Annotated in this window: 22 protein-coding genes and 1 tRNA gene; 7 read left to right on the top strand and 16 right to left on the bottom strand. The window is 39.5% G+C overall.

Features of this window, described 5'->3' with window-relative positions:
- Positions 1-17: 17 nt before the first annotated feature.
- From TSP02S_RS05965 to asnS, 7 genes are read right to left on the bottom strand one after another with little or no spacing between them, the layout of a single operon-like run.
- On the bottom strand, positions 18-3,320 hold the full coding sequence (locus tag TSP02S_RS05965) for a YjgP/YjgQ family permease (protein WP_041082655.1): 3,303 nt from the start codon (positions 3,318-3,320) through the stop codon (positions 18-20).
- Entirely contained in the window at positions 3,304-4,011 is a 708-nt protein-coding gene (phoU, locus tag TSP02S_RS05970; RefSeq protein ID WP_041082657.1) for a phosphate signaling complex protein PhoU, read from the bottom strand. Before phoU ends, TSP02S_RS05965 begins: the two co-directional genes overlap by 17 nt.
- The gene (locus TSP02S_RS05975; RefSeq protein ID WP_041082658.1) at positions 3,992-4,786 is read right to left on the bottom strand and encodes an NAD(+) kinase; all 795 of its coding nucleotides are present in this window, start codon (positions 4,784-4,786) and stop codon (positions 3,992-3,994) included. Before TSP02S_RS05975 ends, phoU begins: the two co-directional genes overlap by 20 nt.
- Entirely contained in the window at positions 4,783-5,079 is a 297-nt protein-coding gene (locus TSP02S_RS05980; protein ID WP_041082660.1) for a YggT family protein, read from the bottom strand. Before TSP02S_RS05980 ends, TSP02S_RS05975 begins: the two co-directional genes overlap by 4 nt.
- A gap of 5 nt (positions 5,080-5,084) precedes the next feature.
- A complete protein-coding gene (locus tag TSP02S_RS05985) occupies positions 5,085-5,756 on the bottom strand; it encodes a YggS family pyridoxal phosphate-dependent enzyme (RefSeq protein WP_041082661.1) in 672 nt (223 codons plus the stop codon).
- Positions 5,713-6,753 (bottom strand): Holliday junction branch migration DNA helicase RuvB, encoded by a 1,041-nt coding sequence (gene ruvB / locus TSP02S_RS05990; RefSeq protein ID WP_041082663.1) that lies wholly within the window; start codon positions 6,751-6,753, stop codon positions 5,713-5,715. Before ruvB ends, TSP02S_RS05985 begins: the two co-directional genes overlap by 44 nt.
- Positions 6,754-6,765: 12 nt before the next feature.
- A complete protein-coding gene (gene asnS / locus TSP02S_RS05995; protein WP_041082665.1) occupies positions 6,766-8,064 on the bottom strand; it encodes an asparagine--tRNA ligase in 1,299 nt (432 codons plus the stop codon).
- A gap of 92 nt (positions 8,065-8,156) precedes the next feature.
- On the opposite strand from asnS, the gene TSP02S_RS06000 reads away from it, so the two are divergent.
- From TSP02S_RS06000 to TSP02S_RS06015, 4 genes are all read left to right on the top strand, one after another.
- Positions 8,157-8,232: transfer RNA gene (locus tag TSP02S_RS06000), tRNA-Cys, on the top strand.
- 78 nt (positions 8,233-8,310) lie between these two features.
- Positions 8,311-9,705: an RtcB family protein gene (locus TSP02S_RS06005; RefSeq protein WP_041082667.1), complete on the top strand. Its 1,395-nt coding sequence runs from the start codon at positions 8,311-8,313 to the stop codon at positions 9,703-9,705.
- Positions 9,702-11,069, top strand: a complete 1,368-nt coding sequence (locus tag TSP02S_RS06010) for an MFS transporter (RefSeq protein ID WP_041082669.1) — start codon at positions 9,702-9,704, stop codon at positions 11,067-11,069. The genes TSP02S_RS06005 and TSP02S_RS06010 overlap by 4 nt, the downstream gene beginning before the upstream one ends.
- Positions 11,045-11,452 (top strand): SoxR reducing system RseC family protein, encoded by a 408-nt coding sequence (locus TSP02S_RS06015; RefSeq protein ID WP_041082671.1) that lies wholly within the window; start codon positions 11,045-11,047, stop codon positions 11,450-11,452. Before TSP02S_RS06010 ends, TSP02S_RS06015 begins: the two co-directional genes overlap by 25 nt.
- Here TSP02S_RS06015 and TSP02S_RS06020 read toward each other — a convergent pair.
- The 5 genes from TSP02S_RS06020 to hutU are packed head-to-tail and all read right to left on the bottom strand — an operon-like array spanning position 11,430 to position 16,096.
- The gene (locus tag TSP02S_RS06020; protein WP_041082673.1) at positions 11,430-11,891 is read right to left on the bottom strand and encodes a ferritin-like domain-containing protein; all 462 of its coding nucleotides are present in this window, start codon (positions 11,889-11,891) and stop codon (positions 11,430-11,432) included. The genes TSP02S_RS06015 and TSP02S_RS06020 overlap by 23 nt on opposite strands.
- Before the next feature lie 32 nt (positions 11,892-11,923).
- The gene (locus tag TSP02S_RS06025; protein ID WP_041082676.1) at positions 11,924-13,084 is read right to left on the bottom strand and encodes a 2-oxoacid:acceptor oxidoreductase subunit alpha; all 1,161 of its coding nucleotides are present in this window, start codon (positions 13,082-13,084) and stop codon (positions 11,924-11,926) included.
- Positions 13,077-13,304 (bottom strand): 4Fe-4S dicluster domain-containing protein, encoded by a 228-nt coding sequence (locus TSP02S_RS06030; RefSeq protein ID WP_171816327.1) that lies wholly within the window; start codon positions 13,302-13,304, stop codon positions 13,077-13,079. The genes TSP02S_RS06025 and TSP02S_RS06030 overlap by 8 nt, the downstream gene beginning before the upstream one ends.
- Before the next feature lie 11 nt (positions 13,305-13,315).
- Entirely contained in the window at positions 13,316-14,434 is a 1,119-nt protein-coding gene (locus TSP02S_RS10985; protein ID WP_041082681.1) for a sodium ion-translocating decarboxylase subunit beta, read from the bottom strand.
- 15 nt (positions 14,435-14,449) lie between these two features.
- The gene (gene hutU / locus TSP02S_RS10990; protein ID WP_041082684.1) at positions 14,450-16,096 is read right to left on the bottom strand and encodes a urocanate hydratase; all 1,647 of its coding nucleotides are present in this window, start codon (positions 16,094-16,096) and stop codon (positions 14,450-14,452) included.
- A gap of 77 nt (positions 16,097-16,173) precedes the next feature.
- On the opposite strand from hutU, the gene TSP02S_RS06045 reads away from it, so the two are divergent.
- The 3 genes from TSP02S_RS06045 to TSP02S_RS06055 are packed head-to-tail and all read left to right on the top strand — an operon-like array spanning position 16,174 to position 19,042.
- Positions 16,174-17,022: a fumarate hydratase gene (locus TSP02S_RS06045; protein WP_232503667.1), complete on the top strand. Its 849-nt coding sequence runs from the start codon at positions 16,174-16,176 to the stop codon at positions 17,020-17,022.
- Positions 16,994-17,497: a FumA C-terminus/TtdB family hydratase beta subunit gene (locus tag TSP02S_RS06050; protein WP_041082686.1), complete on the top strand. Its 504-nt coding sequence runs from the start codon at positions 16,994-16,996 to the stop codon at positions 17,495-17,497. Before TSP02S_RS06045 ends, TSP02S_RS06050 begins: the two co-directional genes overlap by 29 nt.
- Before the next feature lie 45 nt (positions 17,498-17,542).
- Positions 17,543-19,042 (top strand): methyl-accepting chemotaxis protein, encoded by a 1,500-nt coding sequence (locus tag TSP02S_RS06055; protein WP_041082688.1) that lies wholly within the window; start codon positions 17,543-17,545, stop codon positions 19,040-19,042.
- A 2-nt stretch (positions 19,043-19,044) separates the two neighbouring features.
- Here TSP02S_RS06055 and TSP02S_RS06060 read toward each other — a convergent pair whose 3' ends face one another.
- Genes TSP02S_RS06060 through TSP02S_RS06075 form a run of 4 tightly spaced genes read right to left on the bottom strand, consistent with a single transcriptional unit; the run spans position 19,045 to position 22,889 of the window.
- Complete coding sequence (locus tag TSP02S_RS06060) at positions 19,045-20,004, bottom strand: ABC transporter ATP-binding protein (protein ID WP_041082690.1); 960 nt, start codon at positions 20,002-20,004, stop codon at positions 19,045-19,047.
- Between the two features lie 12 nt (positions 20,005-20,016).
- The gene (locus tag TSP02S_RS06065) at positions 20,017-20,979 is read right to left on the bottom strand and encodes an ABC transporter ATP-binding protein (RefSeq protein WP_041082692.1); all 963 of its coding nucleotides are present in this window, start codon (positions 20,977-20,979) and stop codon (positions 20,017-20,019) included.
- A gap of 3 nt (positions 20,980-20,982) precedes the next feature.
- On the bottom strand, positions 20,983-21,867 hold the full coding sequence (gene nikC, locus TSP02S_RS06070) for a nickel transporter permease (protein ID WP_408645528.1): 885 nt from the start codon (positions 21,865-21,867) through the stop codon (positions 20,983-20,985).
- An 11-nt stretch (positions 21,868-21,878) separates the two neighbouring features.
- Positions 21,879-22,889 (bottom strand): ABC transporter permease, encoded by a 1,011-nt coding sequence (locus TSP02S_RS06075; RefSeq protein ID WP_041082693.1) that lies wholly within the window; start codon positions 22,887-22,889, stop codon positions 21,879-21,881.
- Between the last annotated feature and the right edge of the window lie 71 nt (positions 22,890-22,960).

Below are 22,960 nucleotides of genomic sequence, written 5' to 3' on the forward strand. Positions count from 1 at the left end.
TCGCTCGAATTTTAGCATTAAAACACATTCATATCAAAGGCACCAGTAACTGGATCAACCGTAAAGGTCTTCTTTGGAAATTCTTTTATGTAAAATTTGAAGGCAAGTTTTTCTATAGAAAAAGTGGGATCGATAGAAAATTGACTCTCAAAAACAAGTCCCCAACAATGAAGATCTTTTTCCAGTGTAAATTGTAAATCGTTTATTGCAAATGTTTGAGTATTCATGCTTATATAAAAACCAATTGCCGGGTCAAACCCAGACAAATTATAAGAAAAACGAAGCCTGGATGATCCTTTGATGTAATAACCCGAGAATTCGTGTTTTGCTTTATCCACATAGAAACTACCTTTTGCCTCAATCGAAAGTAAGTCAAAGTGAGTGTCGAGTTTGTAGATAATTTTCACATTCGGGTTATTCATGAACAGGAAATTGGTACCTTTTACTGTCAAAGTGTTGGTGATCATATCAATGGCATCTTCTTTGTTGTAATAATACGTGAACTCTGTCACGTGCCTAAGAGAGCCATACGAGAGATCTATATCAAAATCCGTTTTGTAGAATTGCCCTTCTTCGATCTGATAAATGGTGTTCGTGTAAATTGAAAATCCTATTTGCCATATCTTGAAAGCAGTGCTGGTCTTAAGGTTCAGATCATCCCATGTGGATGTGAGTAAATCATAAGCTGTAGAAACCTCAAAAAGTGTCGTTGGCACATTTAATTTCCCAAGAAAGGTGATCTCTGATACTTCTGAATCGTTACTAAATCCTGAATATACGTTGTTTGTGATCACACCAGTTCTTGAATAACCAGCAGAAAGACTCAGAAAGTCAAATGGTTTGAATGTCAGTTTAGTATCGAACAACTGAGCAAATCTATAACCCAACTGCTCATTATCAACACCCATCCAGATGCCTGTTAACAAAGAGTTGTCGACTGTCCATCCCAAAAAGCCAAAATTTGCTCTGATCGTTTTAAAAGGGAGTTTCGAGTCTAACAAAAAGTAGGTTCTTTCAGTTGGTTCAAAATCAATCAAATCATAATAACCAGAAAAATCGACCTGAAGGTTTTTGAAAACAGAGGGCAACTTGACAGACAGTGCTGTACTAAACCTTCCAGTCATATCGAATTCTTCAAGATGATCGAAAAGAGATCCTTCTGTATATTGGACTGTCGAACGGTGGTACAGCGAATTTATTGTAAAAGTGAAAAGATCTGACGGTAAAGTGATCTTCTTCAAGTATATATAAGGTAAAACCCAGGTCACACCACTGGAATTTTGCAACCTTGAAAGTTGTATTGATAGCTCCTTGATTGGGAGAAGCTGATATTCAAAATAACTTCTGTCATTTTTGAAGAACGCTCTGAGTTTTGTGGAAATCGGTTCATTTATATAAAGAGAGCTGTCAAATTCATAAACAAAGTCCTGCTCTTGAGGAGGTTGACGAACATAGTAACTCGATTGAAGCTTAAAAATGGACCATTCTTTTGTTAAATCGAATTGGGCATACTTACCAGGTGTATCACTCGATTCTTGCCAACCTATCTTTGCACCAACAGATCCATCCTTGAAGCTGACATTGTATGAACTTTCAAAGGAAAAACCATCTGACTTTGAGTACCCTAACTTTACAGCAAAAGGCTGTGGTCCTTCTTTCAACGATACAAAATAAACAGGCAGATAGACAGTCGGGATTTCTAATATGAAAATCACTGCGTCATAGGCCGCCAGATATTCATTCTCCTTTATTTCGACCTTTAGAGCTTGCATTCGATAGTGAGGTCGATCCAGTTCACATGTTGTCAAGTATCCTTTTTCTATTAAAGACTCGTCATTTTTACCTTCGAGATTTTTACCAGAAAAGTACACTGTGTGTTTGTTCTTTTCCTCATCTGTGTAAATCGTTCTGCCTCTAATATTTGCCATGAGGCTGTGTTCATCGGAGAAAGTATATGTGAATTGTTGACATTTTATTGTGGTGTCTTTTTTTGCATAAGATACAGACTCTTCTGCGATGATTTTTTGTGCATCTCCAGATTTACTCAAAAATACAGTCAACTTCTGACATTCAATTCTCGAATCCTGAAAAGTAGCTGCGATGTTACCAGAAAAAATAACAGAAGTCGCATCGTAAGTGACTGAACTTGCATTGACGGTGAGCACTTCACCATGCACAGTATTTGCGAAAGTCAACAGTAGCATAATTATAAAAAGTTTAGAAAATTTTTCTCTCAATCTGTAGCTAATAGGAGTATCTAAAAGTATGAACAAGACAGTTCCTGTGATTCCAAAGAGTATGTTTGGTAGCCATGCCGAAAGTACAGGATCGATGAGTCTTTCTTTACCCATGGCACCGAGCCATGCACCTGATCCTTGATAAAGGACGATTATCACAAAGGTCAGGATAACACCCCAAGACTTGCTTTTGAGATTGAACATGAGGGACAAAGGTATACCAACCAAAACGATGATCATCGGTCCTAAGGAAACTGAATAGCGGTTATGCAACTCTACAATCCACGGTGAAGGATCTATACCAAGCTTCTTGAAAGTAGCTATTCTATCTCTCAACTCTTCGCTCTTCATATCCTTTGGTGTTTTACCGACACGCATAATTGATTCCAAATCTTGTTTCAAATCAAGTTCCACTTTGTTGAATTTCACATCAAACCTGAGCATTCCTTCCTTATCAACTCTGTAAAGCCTTCCATCGTACATGTACCATTTTTCGCTTTCCTTTAGAACCTTCTGCGCCGTGATGATTTCTTCTTCACTTGGTTCATTTCTAAAAAGTACGACGTTCTCCAAAATGCCGTTCTGACGATCATATTTTTTTACGTAGAAATATTGACTTTCATCGATCTTGGTCAAAATATTTTCACTGATGAAGACCTCCGGCCTTTTATAGACATATTTTGAAAGTGCTTCATTTGCTCTTTGGTTATAATCTGGTACTACACGATCACTCAACCAGAATGTGAGAAAACTCAAAACAATTGAAATTGCGAGAAAAGGGACAATGAGGACTTTCAGCGATATTCCATGAACTTGAAGTGCCATCAATTCATGATCCGTGGAGAGCTGCGATAAAACCCAAAATATGGCAAGCAAAACTCCAACTGGTATTCCGAGTGCGATAAAATATGGAAGATAATAATACAAAACTCTGAGCAGAACAATCACACTGACTCTGTGCCTAACTATCAAATCGGATAGCTGATAAAGAACCTCTACACTGACAAAAATCACAAAACCAGCTAAACCTATTAGTATTGGACTCATCGAGAGTTTGGAAATATACTTAGTCAGTATTCCCAAACAGAACACCTTCACTTTGTTTGAAGAGCTTCATTTCGTCTCTAAAACATTTATAAGATTCAGACGTTACCACGTACAAAACTGTCTCGACTATGTTAGTTGAAAGATCTGCAATTTCTTCTATTTTTTGAGCAAGTTCAAGTAACAGAGAATTTCTATCAATATTCTCCTGTTTTTCTCTCATGGAATTCAAAAGTTCACTCCTAATTTCCAGATAAAGCTCATCGATTTCGGCATCTTTGGAACAAATTTCAAAGGACCCTTCTGTTTGAAGGTCTGCAAGTAATCTAAGGCTTTCCTTCAACACACCCGAAGCCAGTCTTCCTAAATTGAGAAGTCCAGGAATAGACGTACTCTGTTGTTCTTTTAGAACAGTTATCGTTATCTGGGAAATCCTTCTTGCATTGTCTCCGATTCTCTCAAAGATATTCGCAAGTTGTATACTACCGATAATGAAACGCAATTGAACACCGGTGAGGTTGTGAATCCCAAGCATCGCTGCTGCTTCTTCTCTTAGTTCTATCTCCATCTCATCCAATACATTGTCATCTTCTATCACTTGCTTTGCTAACTTCGTGTCTCTATTTTCCAAAGCTTCGAGTGAGCGTAGAAACATTTTTTCCATATACCAGCCCATTTTCATTAAGGCTTTCTTGAACAATTCAGTCCTCTCATCGATTATCCACTTCATTTTGAACACCTCTTCCGTAACCCACCTTTTCTTTAAGGACGGTAAAAAAATCATAATAATCAGGTCTGAGAAGTGTGAAATATCTTTCGGATTTTGTAATTTCGATCCGTGTTGCCCTACCGGCGACGATACCATCAACTAAAATTTCACATTCACTAAGAGCATTGATGATAATTTTTCGTTGATCTGGCACGACAATACTTCTGTTTTGCAAATAATATGGTGCGATAGGTAGAATCTGAAAAACATCGCAAACAGGAACCACGATTGCCCCACCAAGTGATAGATTATAAGCCGTTGAACCTGTCGGAGTTGAAATCAAAATTCCATCAGCAAAAAAAGAAAGACCCGAACAACTATCAAAGACAATCTCAAACTCACTCATTTGACGAGATGGTGTGTGAAATACTATATCATTGATCGCATGAACATATGTATCATTCAAGCGTGCTTTTACCATCCACCTTTTTTCTTGGATGAGTCTGTTCTCATGTAAATCATCTAAAAATCGGTCGACTTCCTCAAGCTTGTAGTACGCTAAAAATCCAACCCTACCTGCTTTGAACCCAACTATAGGAATGTTCAACAATTTGGCAGCTTTGAGAACCGTTCCATCTCCACCAATAACAATTGCAAAATCACAGTTTTGGTCGACCTTCTCATTTTTGGCTTCACATATTTGCACTATCTTGACATGCATTCCAATTTTTTCGGCAAGTTCTTGTGCTTCTTTCACTTTATCGCTCCTGAAAACTATCGCTGCTGTTTTATTCAACGGAGCATCACCGCCAGATCAGTCAATGTTCTCACGGCGAAGATATCAAGAAATGTCAGAACCAATATCGCAATCATAGGGGTTATATCTATCGGTCCTATTGGGGGTATGATTCTCCTCAATGGTTTGAGTATGATTGCAGATACACCATCTACAAATTGTCTGAAGGGATAATAATGATAAGGTGTTATCCAACTCAAAATGGCAGAGAGAATAACACAAACTAACTCAAAATATATGAAAACCTGTAGAACCTTGGCAACAGCCAAAAGAAAATTTGAAACGACAAACACAACACTCACTCTCCTCTGAAAATTGCTCTGCCAATTCTCACCATTGTTGCACCTTCTTCTATGGCAATCTCAAAATCATTAGTCATACCCATAGACAAATGTTCAAGCTCAGGATATTGCCTTTGATAGAAATCTCTCAACCTTCTCAATTCTTTAAAGATTGCTCTTATCTGTCCAAAATCCTCTGTAAAAGGAGCCATCGTCATGAAACCCATTATCCGGATATTTTTAAGCGAAGAACCAAATTCGAGTATTTCCTGTAATTGTGACTGATCTACACCTGATTTTGTCTGTTCGTGAGAGATATTGACTTCGATGAGAACTTTTTGAATTTTTCGATGTAAAGAAGCAAATTTGTCTATCAAAATGAGTTCTTCTTTTCTACAAACTGAGTGGATGTACTCACAGATTGGTACTATATACTTGATTTTATTCGTCTGTATCCTTCCTATAAAATGCCATTGGGCGTTTTTAATCAATGGATATTTTTGGAGAAGTTGTTGAGCGTAGTTCTCAGCCAAATCTTGAACGCCAAGTTCAATTACTTGTTTGACTGATTCTATATCAGCCTCTTTTGCCACCACAACTAATTTTATCGAATTAGGATCTCTTTTAACTCGCTTTGCAGCGTTTTCAATCCTGAGTTTCACATTCTTGAGATTCTCCGAGAGATCCATCGAACAATCCTCCTCTTATCCTCGATGAATATCCTAAGTGTGAGTATGCAAGATCAGTCGCAATCCTTCCTCTTGAAGTACGAACTATTAGACCTTTCTGCAAAAGATATGGCTCATGAACTTCTTTGAGTGTGTCAGTCTCGAGATTCAAAGTGGCAGCAAGTGATTCTAATCCCACAGGACCACCATCGTATATCTCTATAATTGTTTTCAATATTTTCCTGTCGGTTTCATCTAACCCTAACTCATCGATTTCAAGAATATCCATAGTTTTTTCGACCAAATCGATATCTATAGCAGACTTTCCTTTCACTGTGGCTACATCTCGAGTCCTTCTGAGTAATCTCAATGCAATTCTTGGAGTGCCGCGTGAGCGTTCTGCAATCAATTTTGCTGCCGACTCTTCTATGGTGATTTTGAGAATGCCAGAAGCTCTTGTGATTATTTGAATCAGTTCATCAACACTGTAAAATTGTAGTTCAAGAGTCATACCAAAACGATTTCGAAGAGGAGAACTCAATAAACCACTTCTTGTTGTAGCACCGATGAGTGTGAATGGCCTAAGGCCAATACGGATTGAACGAGCCGTTGGACCCTTACCTATCATTATATCTACCTTGTAATCTTCAAGTGCCGAGTAAAAGATTTCTTCAACTGCTTTGTTAATTCTGTGGATCTCATCAATGAAGAGTATGTCACCATCACTTAGGCTCGAAAGTACCGCTGCAATATCTCCCTGTCTCTCGAGTACAGGACCACTTGTGACATATATATTCGTCCCCATCTCTTTTGCAACTACAAAGGCAAGTGTCGTCTTGCCAAGACCAGGTGGCCCTGCAAAAAGAATATGATCTAATGGTTCATTTCTCATTTTTGCAGCTTGAATAGCTATCTTGAGTTTTTGTTTCACCTCAGTCTGTCCAATGTAATCATCTAAGGTATGCGGTCTCAGAGAGAACAAAACATCTCCATTCATATTTGATTGAAGTTGATTCATCCTTTACTCCTCTCATGGATAAATCCTGTACAAAGTTCTGGCGAATGGTATGGCTTCTCTTATATGTTCAAGTCCGCAAATCCAAGCAACTGTTCTTTCAATCCCCAAACCAAACCCACTGTGAGGTACACTACCCCATTTCCGTAAGTCCAGATACCATTGATATTTTTCTTTTGGCAGATTGAATTCCTCAAGCCTTTCCAAGAGCAACTGATAGTCATGAATTCTTTGAGAACCACCTATGATCTCTCCATAACCTTCTGGTGCAAGTAGATCAGCACAGCGCACAACCTCTGGTCTTTTAGGATCTGGTTGCATATAGAAAGCCTTGACTTTACGGGGATAGTGTGTGACAAAAACTGGTTTCTCAAAATTCGAAGCTATTATGGTCTCTTCATCTCCGCCAAAATCATCACCCCATTGGACATTCAAACCATTTTTCTGTAGCAATTCGATCGCTTCGTCGTAAGTAATTCGCTCAAAAGGTGGTTCAACTTTCTCGAGTTTTGATATATCTCTACCGAGAGCCAAAAGATTATCCTTCGCATGCTCAAGAACATATTTTACTATGTATGAAACAAGTTCTTCTTGCAATTTCAAATTATCTTCGTGCTCATAATATGCAACTTCTGCTTCGTGCATCCAGAACTCTATGAGATGTCTACGAGTTTTTGATTTTTCTGCTCTGAATGTTGGACCAAGATTATAGACCTTTCCAAAAGCCATACAAGCGGCTTCAAGATAAAGTTGTCCAGTTTGAGTTAGATAAACCTTTCCATAGTCAAAATAATCAAGCTCGAACAGATTACCTGCGGTTTCACCAATTGCTCCGGTAAAGATAGGCGTATCGATCAAAGTGAAATTTCTGGCTTTGTAAAATTGTCTTATTGCCGTCAAGATGGCGTTTCTTATTTTCAGAATATGAAATTGCCTTCTTGATCTCAACCAAAGATGTCTGTATGACATTAGAAAATCTATACCGTGGTCTTTTTTCGATATTGGATAAGGTTCATCTGGTATTTGAATTGGTGTCACATCAGATGCATGAATCTCAACACCGTAGGGCGATCGCTTATCTTCTATCACTTTACCCCTAATGATAACACTCGATTCTATCCTCAGTTTGGAAGCACTCTCGAAAACCTTAGGATCTACAGAAGATTCTTCAACTACAACCTGAACAAAACCTGTACCATCTCTAAATTGAACGAAATGAATTTTTCCACTTGATCTCATATTCCATACCCAGCCACGCAATTCAACTTCTTCACCTATGTGGTTTCTCAATTCTTCAACATATAACCATTTCACAATCTATCCCTCCTCATTGCTTTCTGCTTCTAATGATAACACTTCAGATGTCACTTGAACATTGTAGATAGCATGGTATAATAAAATTGTAAGGCGACGTAGCCAAGTGGTTAAGGCGGAGGTCTGCAAAATCTCTATGCGTGGGTTCGAATCCCACCGTCGCCTCCAGGGGGGAAGTATCTCCCCTTTTTCTTTCCTACTTGACTATTCATTTACCAGTTGCATAATCATCTTAGAGGTGATTCGATGGATATTAAACGCCTCGATCGTTTCATATTTCAAATAAAAGGAATGAACATCGATGCCGTTGTCTACACAGATCAAGAAACGATCAATGATCCAGAATTCAAAGAAGCTTTACAACAAATAGTAAATGTGACATACATGCCAGGTATAGTTGCTGCGATAGCAATGCCAGATATCCATTGGGGTTATGGGTTTCCAATCGGAGGAGTTGGAGTTTTCTCTGCTGAAAATGGAGTTATATCACCTGGAGGTATTGGATTCGACATAAATTGCGGTGTGAGACTTCTGTTGACTTCAGCAAGTGATAGTGAAGTGAAAGTCGTTCTTGAAAAATTACTCCAGCAAATCTACAAAACCGTACCGGTAGGTGTAGGTGCAAGTGGGGCTATCAAAGTTGATGAAAAAACATTACGTCAGATTTGTGTAGATGGTGCACATTGGGCTGTTGAAAAAGGTTTCGGAACAAAACAGGATCTAAACAGGATTGAGGATACAGGAAGATTGAGCCCGGCCGATCCAAATCATGTATCAAAAAAAGCCTTTGAAAGAGGACTTGATGAATTGAGTACACTTGGAGCGGGTAATCATTTCATAGAGATACAGAAAGTCGATCAAATCTTTGACGAAAAAGTAGCACAGGCATTCGGAATCTTTGAAGATCAAATAACAATCTCTATACACTGTGGTAGTCGTGGCTTTGGACATCAAATTGCGACCGATTATATTCAGATTATGCGTGATAAATTATCTGCTCATAACAAAAACTTACCCGATAAACAATTGATAAATGCTCCGTTTAACCACGTTATTGGGCAACAGTACTTTAATGCTATGAACTGCGCAGCAAATTATGCTTTTGCCAATAGGCAAATGATATCTGATATGATAAGGAAAAGTTTTGAAAAAATTCTTCCCGGACACAAGGTCTGGCTGCTGTACGATGTAGCACACAATATAGCAAAACTCGAAGATTATGGACAAAAGGTTATAGTCCATCGCAAAGGAGCTACAAGATCGTTAGGTCCGGGAAATACCATGCTATCAGATGAATTCATCAAAACTGGGCAACCCGTTCTAATACCTGGGAGTATGGGTAGTGCGTCATATGTTCTTGTTGGAACCAAGAAAGCGGAACAGATTTCATACGCAAGTACAGCACATGGTGCAGGTAGAGTCTTGGGTAGAAAAGCAGCACTACGGAATTTGAGTTACGATAAAGTTTTGAAACAACTCAAAGAAAAAGGAATAATGACGATAAGCAAAGAGAAAAAGACATTGGTTGAAGAAGCTCCAGAGACTTATAAAGATGTAGAGAGAGTTGTTGAAATCGTGGATCAAATTGGTATATCGAAAAAAGTTGCACGCTTGATACCATTGGGTGTGGTAAAAGGATGAAGTTTTATTTGAATCTCGAAGGTGTAGCATCTACACTCTATACACTTCTCACCCAAGGTGCTGTTTTCACAGGTCTCGCTCTGGCATTTGGACTTGATGAATTTCTCATCGGTGTGAGTGCCGCGTTTCCAATGATTGCCCAAGCCTTTCAGGTCGTTTCACCAGTGATAATGAGAAAATTTCCAAGACGTAGGTTTTTGACGAATCTTTTCAATATTCTTTCGAGATCTCCGTGGATATTGCTGATGATATTCTTACTCGTTCCAAATAGAACCCCAGCCATTTTCGTGACAATCTTTGCCTTTTCCCAGATCTTTGGAACTCTTGCCGGAAATGCTTGGACGTCTTTGGTCCGCGATTTGATTTCAGAGGAAGAAAGAGGTACGTTTTTCGGCAGAAGAAATATTTATATCTCTCTTGTGACACTCGTAGCTTTTTATGGTTATTCTCTGCTTATTGAGAAATTTCGCGATCCACTTGGCTATGAGATCGTGATCGGCATCGGTATGGTGGGAATGCTCATCTCTTTATGGTCTTTGAAAAAAGTTCCTGAAGTACCTCTCAAGAGTTCTGGTGCTTTGATAGAAACCAAGGTAGTTTTTCAAGACTACAATTTCATGAAACTATGTTTGTTCTATCTGATTTGGAATGCAGTGATAGCTTTTACTTCTCCTTTCTACAGTTATCATTTATTAAAGAATTTGAATGTACCATTTTCATATATAGGCATCACAACGGTGATCAACAGTCTTGTTGCTATGGCTTTCTACAACATCTGGGGAAAACTTTCAGATAAATATGGTCACAAAACAATAGCAGTCCTTGGAATCATCATGGCTTGCTATGTTTCTCCCTTATGGATTCTGATGAACCAATATACTTGGAAATATTTGATGATTGTCGATGTCATCATGTCTGGAATAGCTTGGTCTGCTATAAACCTTACCTTTTTGACATTACCAATGGAAGTTGCTCACAGCTCTTCTCCAGCTTATTTTGCCATGTACTCGACATTCGGTGGTATTGGTGGACTGATTGGAGCAGTTCTGGGTGGTGCCACTGCTAAGGCACTATCCCCGGTGAGTTTTTCAATCCTGGGGATTCCGATAGTTGGGGTACAGATAATGTTTTTCACAGCCAGTTTTCTGAGGGCTTTTACATTGAAGTTTATATTGAGAGTCAAGACAAAAAGGTATGTGCCAGTTAGGAGACTTATAGTCAGTGCCTTATCATATATTTCGCGAGGCGAGATACCGAGAATGAATGGAACTGATATTTACGATATAAGCAGAATGATAAAGCGAAAGGTTGAAGAAACACAGATAAAGGAGGAAAAACAATGGCGAGTGAAAAGATGGTGGTAATTCAAATAAAAGATTCAACGGTGATACTCGCAAAGGAAAGAACATCGATGTGCGGAAAATGTCCGGCTAACATGTTCTGTACAGGAGAGAAACAGACGGTGAGCTTGGAGGTAGACAAAGCACAATTTGACCTCAAGGTAGGAGATCAAGTACTGGTTAAAACACCAGCAACAAGTGGTACCAAGATCGCTTTTGTGGTTTATACTATACCCACTATATTGTTTGTCGTGTCTCTCCTGATTACGACATCCTTTCTCTCGGAAACTATCTCTTTTGTCATATCTGTATCAGCTGTCGCATGTTATTATCTGTTACTCAGACTTTATGACAAAAAGTTCAGAAAGAAATTCCGGCCACAGATTATCCAAATTCTTCGCGATTAACAGTGAGTAAATCTATCAAATGTTTTTTCTCTTCGTTTATAATAGTTTCGATGATTTTTTTCTCATCACTAATGTATTTCAATAGCTCCGAGTAAAAGATGATACTGTCTTTTTCTACATTTATAGCTATATCGAGTGCTTGTTTAAAAGTCAATTCTTGTTTTGATTTCTCCATAGCTGGGAAGATTGACACTTCTGCAAAACTTTTCAAATAGCCACTCACTTCGTCCTCGATCCAACTGGAAATTGAAGTAGAATGTTCAATCCGCTCAGTGAGATTTTTGAAAAATTGCTGATGCACTCTCTCTTGATCTGCCAGTCTGGTGAAAAATTCTTTGAGTTTCTGATTTTGTTGATCCTTTGCAAGATTGTCGTAGAACACATAACCATTTGCCTCAATCTGTATGGCAATTGAGATCAAGTCGTTCATGGATACCATCCGATTCCCTCCTCATATTAAAATGAAGCTCTCTAAAACTCTATCATTTCTGTTTGCAATGAATTGATCCCTTCCAAAATTTCCTCTGGAGTAATTAATCTTCCACCCACTTTAGTGACAATCTTGACCTTTAGATTTTTCTTTGTCAGGGAGAGCACTTCTTTTGCGTACTGACCCAAGTTCATTTCCGCAAAAACTACCCCATCAACCTGTGTCAAAAGTTTTTTCAACCTCGTGGCAGCTACTGGCCAGATCGTTATAGGTCTGAAAAGTCCTACTTTGATTTTATCTTGTCTTGCTATCTTGACAGCTTTAATGGCACTTCTCGCAACTGAACCATATGCCACAACAAGAATCTCAGCATCATCTGTCATATATTCATCATACATGGCTATTTGGTCGGCATGGATTCTAATCTTATTGGACAATCGTCTCACCAATTTATCACTGATCTCGAAACTCGCCTGTGGAAAACCAGATTCGTCGTGCACAAGGCCTGAAACATGAAACCGTGCTCTACCCATTTCTATAAGTGGTGTCGGTGTTGGCTCTGCAAAATCCTGTTCGGAAAATGGTGTATAAATTTCCTCTTCTGACAATTCACTTTCTGTTAATCTGGGAAGGATTTTCACTTCCTTATCGTCAGGTAATTCAAAAGTCTCTCTCATGTGCCCTAAGACTTCATCCATCAGGAAAATAACAGGTGTACGGTAATACTCTGCATAGTTAAAGGCTTTTATGATGAGTTTATAGGTTTCACCGACACTCCATGGATATAAAGCGATTATTTCATGATCGCCATGTGTACCCCATCTCGCTTGCATTATATCTCCCTGAGCTGGTTGGGTTGGAAGCCCTGTAGAAGGTCCTCCTCGCATTACATTTACAAAAACACACGGTGTTTCCGCCATTACAGCATAACCGATCGCTTCTTGCATTAAACTGAAACCCGGTCCACTGGTAGCCGTCATAGATTTAGCACCAGCAAGAGATGCACCTATAATAGCTGCAGCACTTGCTATTTCATCCTCCATTTGAATGAATACTCCTCCCACCTTCGGTAATTCCCTTGCCATAGTCTCTGCAATTTCCGAAGAAGGAGTTATTGGATATCCGGCATAGAATCTACATCCACCTCTTATAGCTCCAAGCGCACAAGCTTCATTTCCTTGCATCAATACTCTTTCACCCATTTTGAACACTCTCCTGTACAGGCAATTTTTCCTCGATGACTATTGCAAAATCTGGACACAGGTTCTCGCACATTAGACAACCTATACACTTTGCAGCATCAGCTACAATTGGCTTTAGTAATTCACCTTTTGCAATCGCACCCGTTGGACAAAAGTGGTAACATATACCACATTTTTTACACCAAGAATAATTTATCTTCACATCATACTGCTTTTTCATGATAAAACCTCCTATTTGATCAAAGATAAAAATACACCAGCTGCAACCGCCGAACCAATAACACCAGCTACATTTGGGCTCATCGCATGCATGAGTATGAAATTGGTTGGATCAACTTCTTGCGCCAACTTCTGAGCAACTCTTGCAGAATCTGGAACGGCCGAAACCCCGGCGGCTCCGATCAATGGATTGATTTTTTCCTTGAGGAACAAATTCATAAACTTCGCAAACATGATACCCCCCGCAAGTGAGCAGATAAATGCAAAAGCACCAAGACCAAATATCATTAAACTCTGAGGTTTTAGAAAGACATCTGCACGCGCAGAAGCACCTACACAAACCATTAGAATAACTGTTACTGTGTCAAGGATGTATCTGCTGGCTGCTTCAACAAGTCTTTTCACATTACCGGCTTCTCTTAAAATATTTCCGAGCATCAGCATACCAACCAGCGACAAAGATTGTGGCACAAGAATCGCGGAAACCACAGTTACAATTATTGGAAAAAGTATTCTCTCTGTCTTGGAAACCTTTCTTGGTGGCCCCATTCTTATCTTTCTTTCTTCTTTCGTGGTAAGAATTTTCGAGACGATTGGCTGCAAAATTGGTATCAACGCGATATATGAATAGGCAGCAATTGCAATTGCTGAAAGAAGTTCAGGAGAAAAACGACTTGATATATATATGGAAGTGGGTCCATCTGCTCCCCCAATGACACCTATCGAGGCCGCTTGCTTCAGGGTGAAACCAAAAGTTTTTGCAAGGATGAACGTTATGAAAATTCCTATCTGTGCTGCTCCACCCAAAAATATCGTTATTGGATAGGAAATCATGAATGAGAAATCTGTCAGAGCACCTATACCAAGAAATATCAATGGAGGGTAAATACCTTTTATTACTCCTATGTTTAAGTACCAAAGTAATCCACCTTCGTCAAGAATATTGGTCAGTTGCGGTGGGATATTTCCCAAAATAATCCCAAACGCTATAGGAATCAAGAGTAAAGGTTCGGCATCTTTTTTTATCGCGATGTATAGCAATACAAGTGCGACGAAATACATAATGACGTTTCCAACAGTGACATAACCAAATGCAGACTGTTTGAAAAAAGCTGTCAAACCTTCTAACATTGTATGACCTCCTGCTCAATCCATCATAGGGTAGTGTAGATTTTTCTTCTTTGCTGTTTCGAGAGCAATTTCATAACCGGCATCAAGATGTCTGATCACACCTATTCCGGAGTCATTCGTCAAAACGCGTTCAAGCTTCTTAGATGCCAATTCTGTTCCATCTGCCACTATAACCATTCCGGCATGAATCGAATAACCTATCCCCACGCCTCCTCCGTGGTGAACAGAAACCCATGTAGCACCACTTGAAGTATTCAGCAAAGCATTCAAAATAGGCCAATCGGCTATTGCATCACTACCATCTTTCATCGCTTCTGTTTCTCTGTATGGCGATGCAACAGAACCCGTATCATGATGATCTCTACCAATCACGATAGGCGCCTTTAATACACCTTTTTTCACCATATCATTCATGGCGAGACCCATCTGTGTTCTCTCACCCTGCCCAAGCCAACAAATACGCGCAGGCAAACCCTGCCAGTGAATCTTTTTTTGAGCCATTTGTATCCACTTTTTCAAGTGATCATCATGACCAAACAACTCGAGTACCTTTTTGTCTGTCTCATAAATGTCCTGTGGATCTCCAGACAAAGCCACCCATCTGAACGGTCCACTTCCTTTAGCAAAAAGATCTCTGATGTACTCTGGTACATATCCAGGTATCTCAAAGGCGTTTTGAACACCATGATCATATGCTAATCTACGAATATTATTTCCGTACTCGAAAACCTTTGCGCCTTGCTTTTTCATTTGTAAAATAGCTTCTATGTGTTCAGATACAGATGAATAAACTCTTTCGAGATATTCTTTTGGATTACTCTTTCTGAGTTTTGCAGCTTCTTCCACGCTGAGATTTTTAGGGATGTAACCGTTTAATGGATCATGGGCTGCCGTTTGGTCTGTAACCACATCTGGAATTACTCCCATTTGCACAAGTTTTGGATGGACCTCGGCAGCATTGCCAAGAAGAGCAATTGAGAGTGGTTTTCTCTCTTTTTTCGCTTGATTCACCAATTTGATAGCTTCATTCAGATCATCTGTCCATGTATCGAGATAACCTGTATTCATTCTACGATCAATCATTCTCTTGTCAACTTCTACCGCGAGTATCACACCATCGTTCATTGTCACAGCTAATGGCTGTGCACCACCCATCTCACCAAGTCCAGCCGTTAGAACGAATTTTCCAGCAAGAGTTCCATTAAAATATTTTTTCGCAACTGCGTAGAATGTTTCATATGTACCTTGGAGAATCCCTTGAGTGCCTATGTAGATCCAACTTCCAGCTGTCATTTGCCCAAACATGATAAGTCCACGTTCTTCAAGTTCTCTGAAATATTCCCAGGTTGCCCATTTAGGTACTAACAGAGAGTTTGCTATCAATACTCGCGGTGACCATTCGTGAGTCTTGAAGACTGCAACAGGTTTACCACTTTGCACAAGGAGCGTTTCATCATTTTCAAGTTTCTTCAGTGTTTCAATTATTTTATCGAAACATTCCCAATTCCTGGCAGCTTTTCCCGTTCCACCGTAAACAATGAGATTAGCAGGATCTCTTGCAACTTCGGGGTCAAGGTTATTCATGAGCATTCTCATTGCCGCTTCAGTTTGCCAACTTTTGCACGTTAGAGTTGTACCTCGTGGGGCTTTGATTATTCTCATAGAATTTTGAACCTCCTTCCCTTTTTCCCAAAGATTATTGTATCATTTTCATGATAGTGATTTGCAGGAGGAGAAAGATGAGAATACTAATAGTAGATTCAAATGAAATTCAGGAACGGTTGACTGAACAATTGTTTTATGCAAACACATCTGTCAGTGAGTTTGTTAAAGAACAAATTGAAAAATATGACGGTCCTTTCGATGATGTTCTAAGGAGAAATATCGTTGTTGCTCAACAAACAGGACTACCTCTTTGTCAAGATACAGGAATGATTGAGTTCTTTGTTTTCAAAGGATACAATATCGTTTTCACACAACCTATCGACGAGATTCTCAATGAAGCTGTGAGACGTGTCTATAAAAAAAACCCGTTCAGATATTCAGTTGTGAACGATCCGATTTTTGAAAGGAAAAATACATTTGACAACACTCCAGCTATCGTTCACACTTTTATAACCAATCAAGAATATGTACAGATACGTTTTCTTGTAAAAGGTGGTGGAAGTGAAAACTTGACAAGATTATTTATGCTGAACCCTTCTGCGCGAATTGACGAAATAATTGATGTGGTTGTAAACCATGTAAAAGAACATGGTGCTAAGGGATGTCCTCCTTTGAATGTAGGAATAGGGATTGGAGGAAGTTCTGACAAAGCTGTGGTTCTTTCCAAATTAGCTTTGACAAGAGAACTGAACGAACAAAACGAAGATGCACGTTATGCAGAACTTGAGAAAGTGATTCTCAACAGACTCAATCAACTCAAAATAGGTTTTCAAGGATTGTTTTTTGGAATAACCGCCTACTCAGTCCATATAGAACATGCCCCAACACATATAGCTAATTTGCCCGTTGCAATATCTTTTGATTGCTATTTATGCAGGAAAGGGGTTATAAACGTTGAACCCAAGAGAATTGAAAATATCTGAAAGGATAAATTACTCTGGAATATTTTTGATCATGAGGGATGCTGCTCAAAAAAGAATTCAAGATCTACTTGAACAGAAAAAAGTACTACCTTTTGATCTCTCAGGTCAAATAGTATTTTATGCCGGACCCACAAAATCACTGAATGGCAAAGTTGCAATCGGACCGACAACCAGTGAAAGGATGGATCGGTACTTAAAAATGCTCTTTGAACTTGGTGTTGTTGCAACTGTCGGGAAAGGTAAGAGAGGTGAACTTGCAAGAAATCTCTGTCGAGAATATGGACGAGTTTATTTTGTCGCCCCAAGCGGTGCTGCGGCAGCGTTATCTGAACATGTGAAAAAAATAGAATTAATAGCCTTTGATGACCTTGGACCAGAGGCAGTTTATAAAATAGAAGTTGTCGAATTCCCATTGATAGTAGCCATAGATAGTGAAGGCAATGATTTTTTTGCCTTAGAAAATTACCGGATTTGATTGTGAGTAATAGTGCGGTTTGAGATATTATGAGGAGGGCATGGTATGAGTTTTGCAGGAATCTTTGCTGGGATCTGCGCTTTAGTTTTTTGGTTTGTCAAATTACCATATTGGAATGTAGTTACTGCTTTGGCTGTGAGTTTCATGATCTTTGTACTATTTTTGAATATTTTCTCTAAGAAAAAAGCATCGACGAATCATGTTGAGGTTGAAGACAAAGAAATTGTAAATCTGTTCAGAGAACTATTTGTATCTTCTCATGGTCTTCGCGACGATGCTCAGAATTTGACAAATATATCAGGACAGATGAGTGAGATGGCTGAGTTGACTACGAAAAGAGTCAAACGAATCTCTGAATTAATCCAGTCTCTGACAGCAGCTCTTGAAGAAACTTCGTCTGGAGCAACTGAGATAGCAAATTTCGCAAGGGTAATAGGCCAGAATTCTGAAAAAATGCAAGAGAGATTTGAACAAATAGAACATGATGTTTCACGGTTAAGAGAAAGTATGAATGATCTATCGAATGAAAATCTCGTTGCAAAGGAAAGACTCGCAGACTTAGTGCAAACTATGGATGAATTATCAAACGTATCTGGTGGCATCAGGCAGATGGTCCAGACGATCCAGCAGATATCCGAGCAAACGAATCTTTTGGCACTGAACGCGGCGATAGAGGCAGCACGTGCAGGTGAGCACGGTCGAGGTTTTGCTGTGGTTGCGGATGAAGTGAGAAAACTTGCTGAACAATCTCGTGTCTCGGCAGAACAGATTTCCAATCAGATCTCAAATATCGAATCTGCTATTAGAAGTTCAGTAGAGAAAGGTATTGCAGTTGCTGAAGCTGTTCAGAAGACCATCAAAGTGAATGAAGATTTTTCAAGTAGTCTTACTTTACTTAAAGACACCGTTAATCACTTTAAAAAAATAGTCGATGATATTATCTCTTCAATAAATTCTCAGATACAATCGACGCAAGAAATAGAATCGGCTGTAAATGCTAATGCAAATACAGCGAGTGATATTCTGAACTTTGCAGAAGAGACGGATAAAACTATTCGATCGCTCAGTGATATTTCCCAGAATTTGTTGAAGAATGGGCAAATTCTATCTATAAAATCACTGAAACTGAGAAGTTTGACAGGTGCAAGAAAGTGGTTAATTGAACAAATAAATGATTTGGCTCGATTGATATCGCTTCCTGAGTGCCAGAGATTAGATTGGCAGAGTTTTGAACCATACGCCAAGGAATTTTTGAAAACAAAGAGTGATATCTATGAAGCAGTTTTCATTGCAGACTCTGAAGGTAATTTCATAACTACCACAGGTACAAAAGGCAGCATTTCAGATAGGGCATACTTCAAATACATAAAGCAGAACAAAATCGATTGGACGATATCTGACCCAATTCAATCTCGTGCCACTGGTAATATGGTCTTGACAGTAGCTTTTGCGATAAGAGATGGAGAAAAATTCAAAGGTCTTGCTGGCGCCAATTTGATTCTGAAAAGGTTAGAACAACAGGTGGAACACGAAAATATCGGATAAAATTATTGGCAAAAATGGCATTTACAATAATGACCAGATGAGATCTCAATTAGATCTGGTTCTTTTTCTTGGCAGATTTTCTGTGCCTTAGGGCATCTTGTATGAAAAACACAGCCGTTTGGTGGTTTTGCAGGGTTAGGTATTTCACCGCGTGGTACGGATCTTATTTTCCTCCCAGTACCGACACTTGGTACACAATCGAGTAAAGCCAGTGTATAAGGATGGGATGCCTTTTGAAAGATATCGTCTTTTGTACCAAGTTCCATAATCTTTCCAAGATACATCACCGCAACATGTGTTGCCATATAATCCACAACAGCTAAATTATGCGTGATGAACAAATAGGTAAGAGAGAATTTTTCCCTTAATTCCTTGAGCAGCGCAAGAACTCTGGCTTGGACAGAAACATCTAAAGCAGAAGTTGGCTCATCGAGAACTACGAATTTGGGTCTTAAGACAAGGGCACGTGCTATTGCTATTCTTTGCCTTTGACCACCCGAGAACTCATGTGGATATCTAAACATGTGTTCCTCTCTAAGCCCAACCATCTCCAGGATTTCTTTTATTCTGACATATATTTCATCTGATCTGAGTTTCAAATGTATCTTCAAACTTTCTCCTATGATGTCTTTGACGAGTTTGCGAGGGTGAAGCGAATTATATGGATCTTGTTGTACTATTTGCATTTGCCTACGATATTGAAGCATTTCCTTGCCAGACAACTTGGTTATATCTCGCCCATCATAGATCAGATTACCAGAAGTAGGTTCGATCAACTTGAGAAGTGTCCGACCAAGTGTGCTCTTCCCCGATCCAGATTCTCCTACCACTGCATAGATAGAGCCCTTTGGAACCTGAAAGGTCACGTCGTCAACGGCTCTTACGTATATGGGTTTAGAAAGCAATGATTTTCTTATCTCAAAATACTTCTTCAGATTCCTAACATCTATAAGTGTCTCCATAACCAGATCCTCCTAACGGTAGAGATGACAAGCTACGTAGTGGTTTGGTTTTACTTCATAAAGATTTGGAAATTCGCTATGACATTTGTCAAAAACATGTTTACATCTTGGATGAAAACGACAACCTGGTGGCGGATCCACTAAATCTGGAACAGTTCCAGGTATCCCAACGAGTTCTTTACTTTTACCAATGACTGGAATCGATTCGATTAGACCTTTTGTATATGGATGAAGAGGCTGGTCAAATATCTCACTACTTGTTGCGACTTCGATGACATTTCCAGCATACATCACCGCGACTCTGTCGCAAAATTCAGAAGCAATCCCAAGGTCATGGGTAATGAGAATCACGGCATTTTTTCCAACCGTCACCAATTTATCAAGTAATTCGAGTATTTGAGCCTGAATAGTCACGTCAAGCGCAGAAGTTGGCTCATCGGCAATCAACAATCTTGGTTTTACAGCAAGTGCCATAGCTATCATCACCCTCTGAGCCATTCCACCGCTTAACTCATGTGCATAAAGATCCTTCGTTCTTTGCCAGTCCAAGCCAACCATTTCAAGTGCTTCTTTGATCTGCTCATAGGCGTCATTCAATGATATTCCTTGACTATGGGCTATAGTTTCAGCAATTTGAAAACCAACTTTGAAGACAGGATTCAAAGCAGCTATTGGCTCTTGAAAGATCATGGAGATCTGCTTGCCTCTAATTTTATCCATTTCATCTTCACTCAATTTCAAAAGATCTTTACCATTAAACAAAATAGATCCATCGATGATTTCTCCAGGCTGTTCGATAAGTCTCATGATGGATAAAGCTGTGACAGATTTTCCGCAACCTGTTTCGCCCACTATTCCCAGACGTTCTTCTTCATTCAACCAAAGCTCAACACCATTCAGAGCCTTTATGGTACCACGATAAGTGTGAAAAATCACTCGAAGATTGTTCACATTGAGAAGAGAGCCGCGATTCATATCTTACCTCCTGAGTCTGGGATCGAGTATATCTCGAATACCATCCCCAAGTAAATTAAAACCAAGAACAACTATCGCAATAAATAAACCTGGAAAAGTTGAAATCCACCATTGCTGAACCAAATAACTTCTACCATCGCTGACAATTGCACCCCATTCGGGTGTTGGTGGTTGTGCTCCAAGTCCCAAAAATCCAAGCCCTGCAGCGGTCAAAATAATCGTACCCATTCTGAGTGTCAATTGTACAAGTACTGGAGACAAACACATCGGAAGCACATGAAAAAGCAGTATTCGTATGTTGCTTGCACCAACTGCTTTTATAGCCTCTATATACGGTTGTGATTTTACCTTCATCGCTTCCGCACGCGCCAATCTTGCTATGACTGTCCACTCAACAAGGGAAATAGCCAATATAGCGTTAGTCAAACCTCTTCCAAGCATCGCCGATAGAGCCATTGCAAGGATCAGCCGTGGAAATGCAAGGAAAATATCAGTGATACGCATTAAAATTTCGTCAATCACACCACCGAAGTATCCAGCAGTTATTCCGACTGCGACACCTATAGTGCCACTAATCACCGTCACGAGGAATATTATCCAAACTTCTATTCTTGCGCCATGAATTACTCTGCTGAAGATATCACGTCCGAATTGATCTGTACCGAATAGATGAGCCTTACTCGGTGCTTTCAATCTTTCTGGTAGATTGGTTTTTATCGGGTCATACGGTGCCAAAAGTGGCGCAAAGATTGCCATTAAGATGAAACCAATGACTATGAAGGTTCCTATCATAGCGAGCTTTGTTTTTTTCCACAGATAAAAGGTATGTTTCCAATCTTCTATAATCGGTTTCCAACGCGAAATTGCATTCTCTGATCTCTCAGTCAAGAAACTCACCCCTAAACACGCATTCTTGGGTCAAGTGTTGCATAGATAATATCAACAATCAAATTGACTAAAGAGTAAATAATCGCAACAAATAGAGTTCCACCCATGATCGCAGGATAATCCAGTAAAAGTAGGGAATTAACAATGTACCTACCAAGACCAGGCCAACCGAAGATCGTCTCTGTTAAAACTGCGCCTTCGAGCAAGCCTCCGAAAGTCAGTCCTATTATAGTGACTACAGGTATGAGTGCGTTCCTAAGCGCATGGCGGTATATGACAAGACGCCTACCAATACCTTTTGCTTTCGCAGTTCTTATGAAATCCTGTCTAAGAACATCTAACATGCTTGAGCGTGTGATTCTTGCTATCGAAGCGGTTGCTGAGTAACCTAAGACTATCGATGGCAAAACCAAATGTGCCAAAGCATCTTTAAAGGCTTCAAAGTTGAGTGATATTAATGAATCGATTAAATACAATCCCGTGTATTTAGTCGGTGGAGTGATAAAAAGTCCAAGCCTACCAGTTCCTGGCAGCCAACCTAAGCGAAAATAGAAAAGCAACAACAACAACAATCCAGTCCAAAAAACTGGCATTGACACACCAAGTATCGAGAAGACTCTGGCAAAATGATCGATGAATTTATTTCTATAAACTGCCGATAGAATTCCAAGGAAAATTCCAAGAATTACGGACAAAACAGTTGCACATATAGAGAGTTCCAATGTGGCGGGGAAAAAATTTGCAATATCTTTTATAACAGGCCTATTACTTTTTAGAGAAACACCCAGATCACCTTTCAACAACCCGAGCATGTAGTCAGCAAATTGATTCATTAGTGGCTTATCGAGTCCAAGACGCCTTTTCATGTCTTCCACAAGATCAATCGGTGCATTTCCCCCAAGTATTGCCCCAACTGGATCGGCTGGTATGACTTTAGCAATTACAAAAACCAGTACAGATACACCAAAAAGAACAAGCAACATCAAAAACAGTCTACGTATTATGAAAGAACCAAGCTTCATTTACTATGACAGCCTCCCTTGAAAAAAGATAAGTAAAAGGGTGGTTGGTATCTTCCAACCACCCACAGATA

The organism is Thermotoga profunda AZM34c06, assembly GCF_000828675.1.
Lineage (GTDB): Bacteria > Thermotogota > Thermotogae > Thermotogales > DSM-5069 > Pseudothermotoga_B > Pseudothermotoga_B profunda.

Bases quoted from the DNA above. Each gene is read 5' to 3' on its own strand.
- TSP02S_RS06020 (WP_041082673.1), bottom strand. From the start codon at position 11,891: ATGGTATCCATGAACGACTTGATCTCAATTGCCATACAGATTGAGGCA.
- TSP02S_RS10985 (WP_041082681.1), bottom strand. From the start codon at position 14,434: ATGTTAGAAGGTTTGACAGCTTTTTTCAAACAGTCTGCATTTGGTTAT.
- TSP02S_RS06015 (WP_041082671.1), top strand. From the start codon at position 11,045: ATGGCGAGTGAAAAGATGGTGGTAATTCAAATAAAAGATTCAACGGTG.
- TSP02S_RS06005 (WP_041082667.1), top strand. From the start codon at position 8,311: ATGGATATTAAACGCCTCGATCGTTTCATATTTCAAATAAAAGGAATG.
- TSP02S_RS06065 (WP_041082692.1), bottom strand. From the start codon at position 20,979: ATGAATCGCGGCTCTCTTCTCAATGTGAACAATCTTCGAGTGATTTTT.
- TSP02S_RS06025 (WP_041082676.1), bottom strand. From the start codon at position 13,084: ATGGGTGAAAGAGTATTGATGCAAGGAAATGAAGCTTGTGCGCTTGGA.
- phoU (WP_041082657.1), bottom strand. From the start codon at position 4,011: ATGAAGTGGATAATCGATGAGAGGACTGAATTGTTCAAGAAAGCCTTA.
- ruvB (WP_041082663.1), bottom strand. From the start codon at position 6,753: ATGAATCAACTTCAATCAAATATGAATGGAGATGTTTTGTTCTCTCTG.
- TSP02S_RS06075 (WP_041082693.1), bottom strand. From the start codon at position 22,889: ATGAAGCTTGGTTCTTTCATAATACGTAGACTGTTTTTGATGTTGCTT.
- TSP02S_RS06055 (WP_041082688.1), top strand. From the start codon at position 17,543: ATGAGTTTTGCAGGAATCTTTGCTGGGATCTGCGCTTTAGTTTTTTGG.
- hutU (WP_041082684.1), bottom strand. From the start codon at position 16,096: ATGAGAATAATCAAAGCCCCACGAGGTACAACTCTAACGTGCAAAAGT.
- TSP02S_RS06045 (WP_232503667.1), top strand. From the start codon at position 16,174: ATGAGAATACTAATAGTAGATTCAAATGAAATTCAGGAACGGTTGACT.
- TSP02S_RS06060 (WP_041082690.1), bottom strand. From the start codon at position 20,004: ATGGAGACACTTATAGATGTTAGGAATCTGAAGAAGTATTTTGAGATA.
- TSP02S_RS06010 (WP_041082669.1), top strand. From the start codon at position 9,702: ATGAAGTTTTATTTGAATCTCGAAGGTGTAGCATCTACACTCTATACA.
- TSP02S_RS06030 (WP_171816327.1), bottom strand. From the start codon at position 13,304: ATGAAAAAGCAGTATGATGTGAAGATAAATTATTCTTGGTGTAAAAAA.
- TSP02S_RS05985 (WP_041082661.1), bottom strand. From the start codon at position 5,756: ATGGATCTCTCGGAGAATCTCAAGAATGTGAAACTCAGGATTGAAAAC.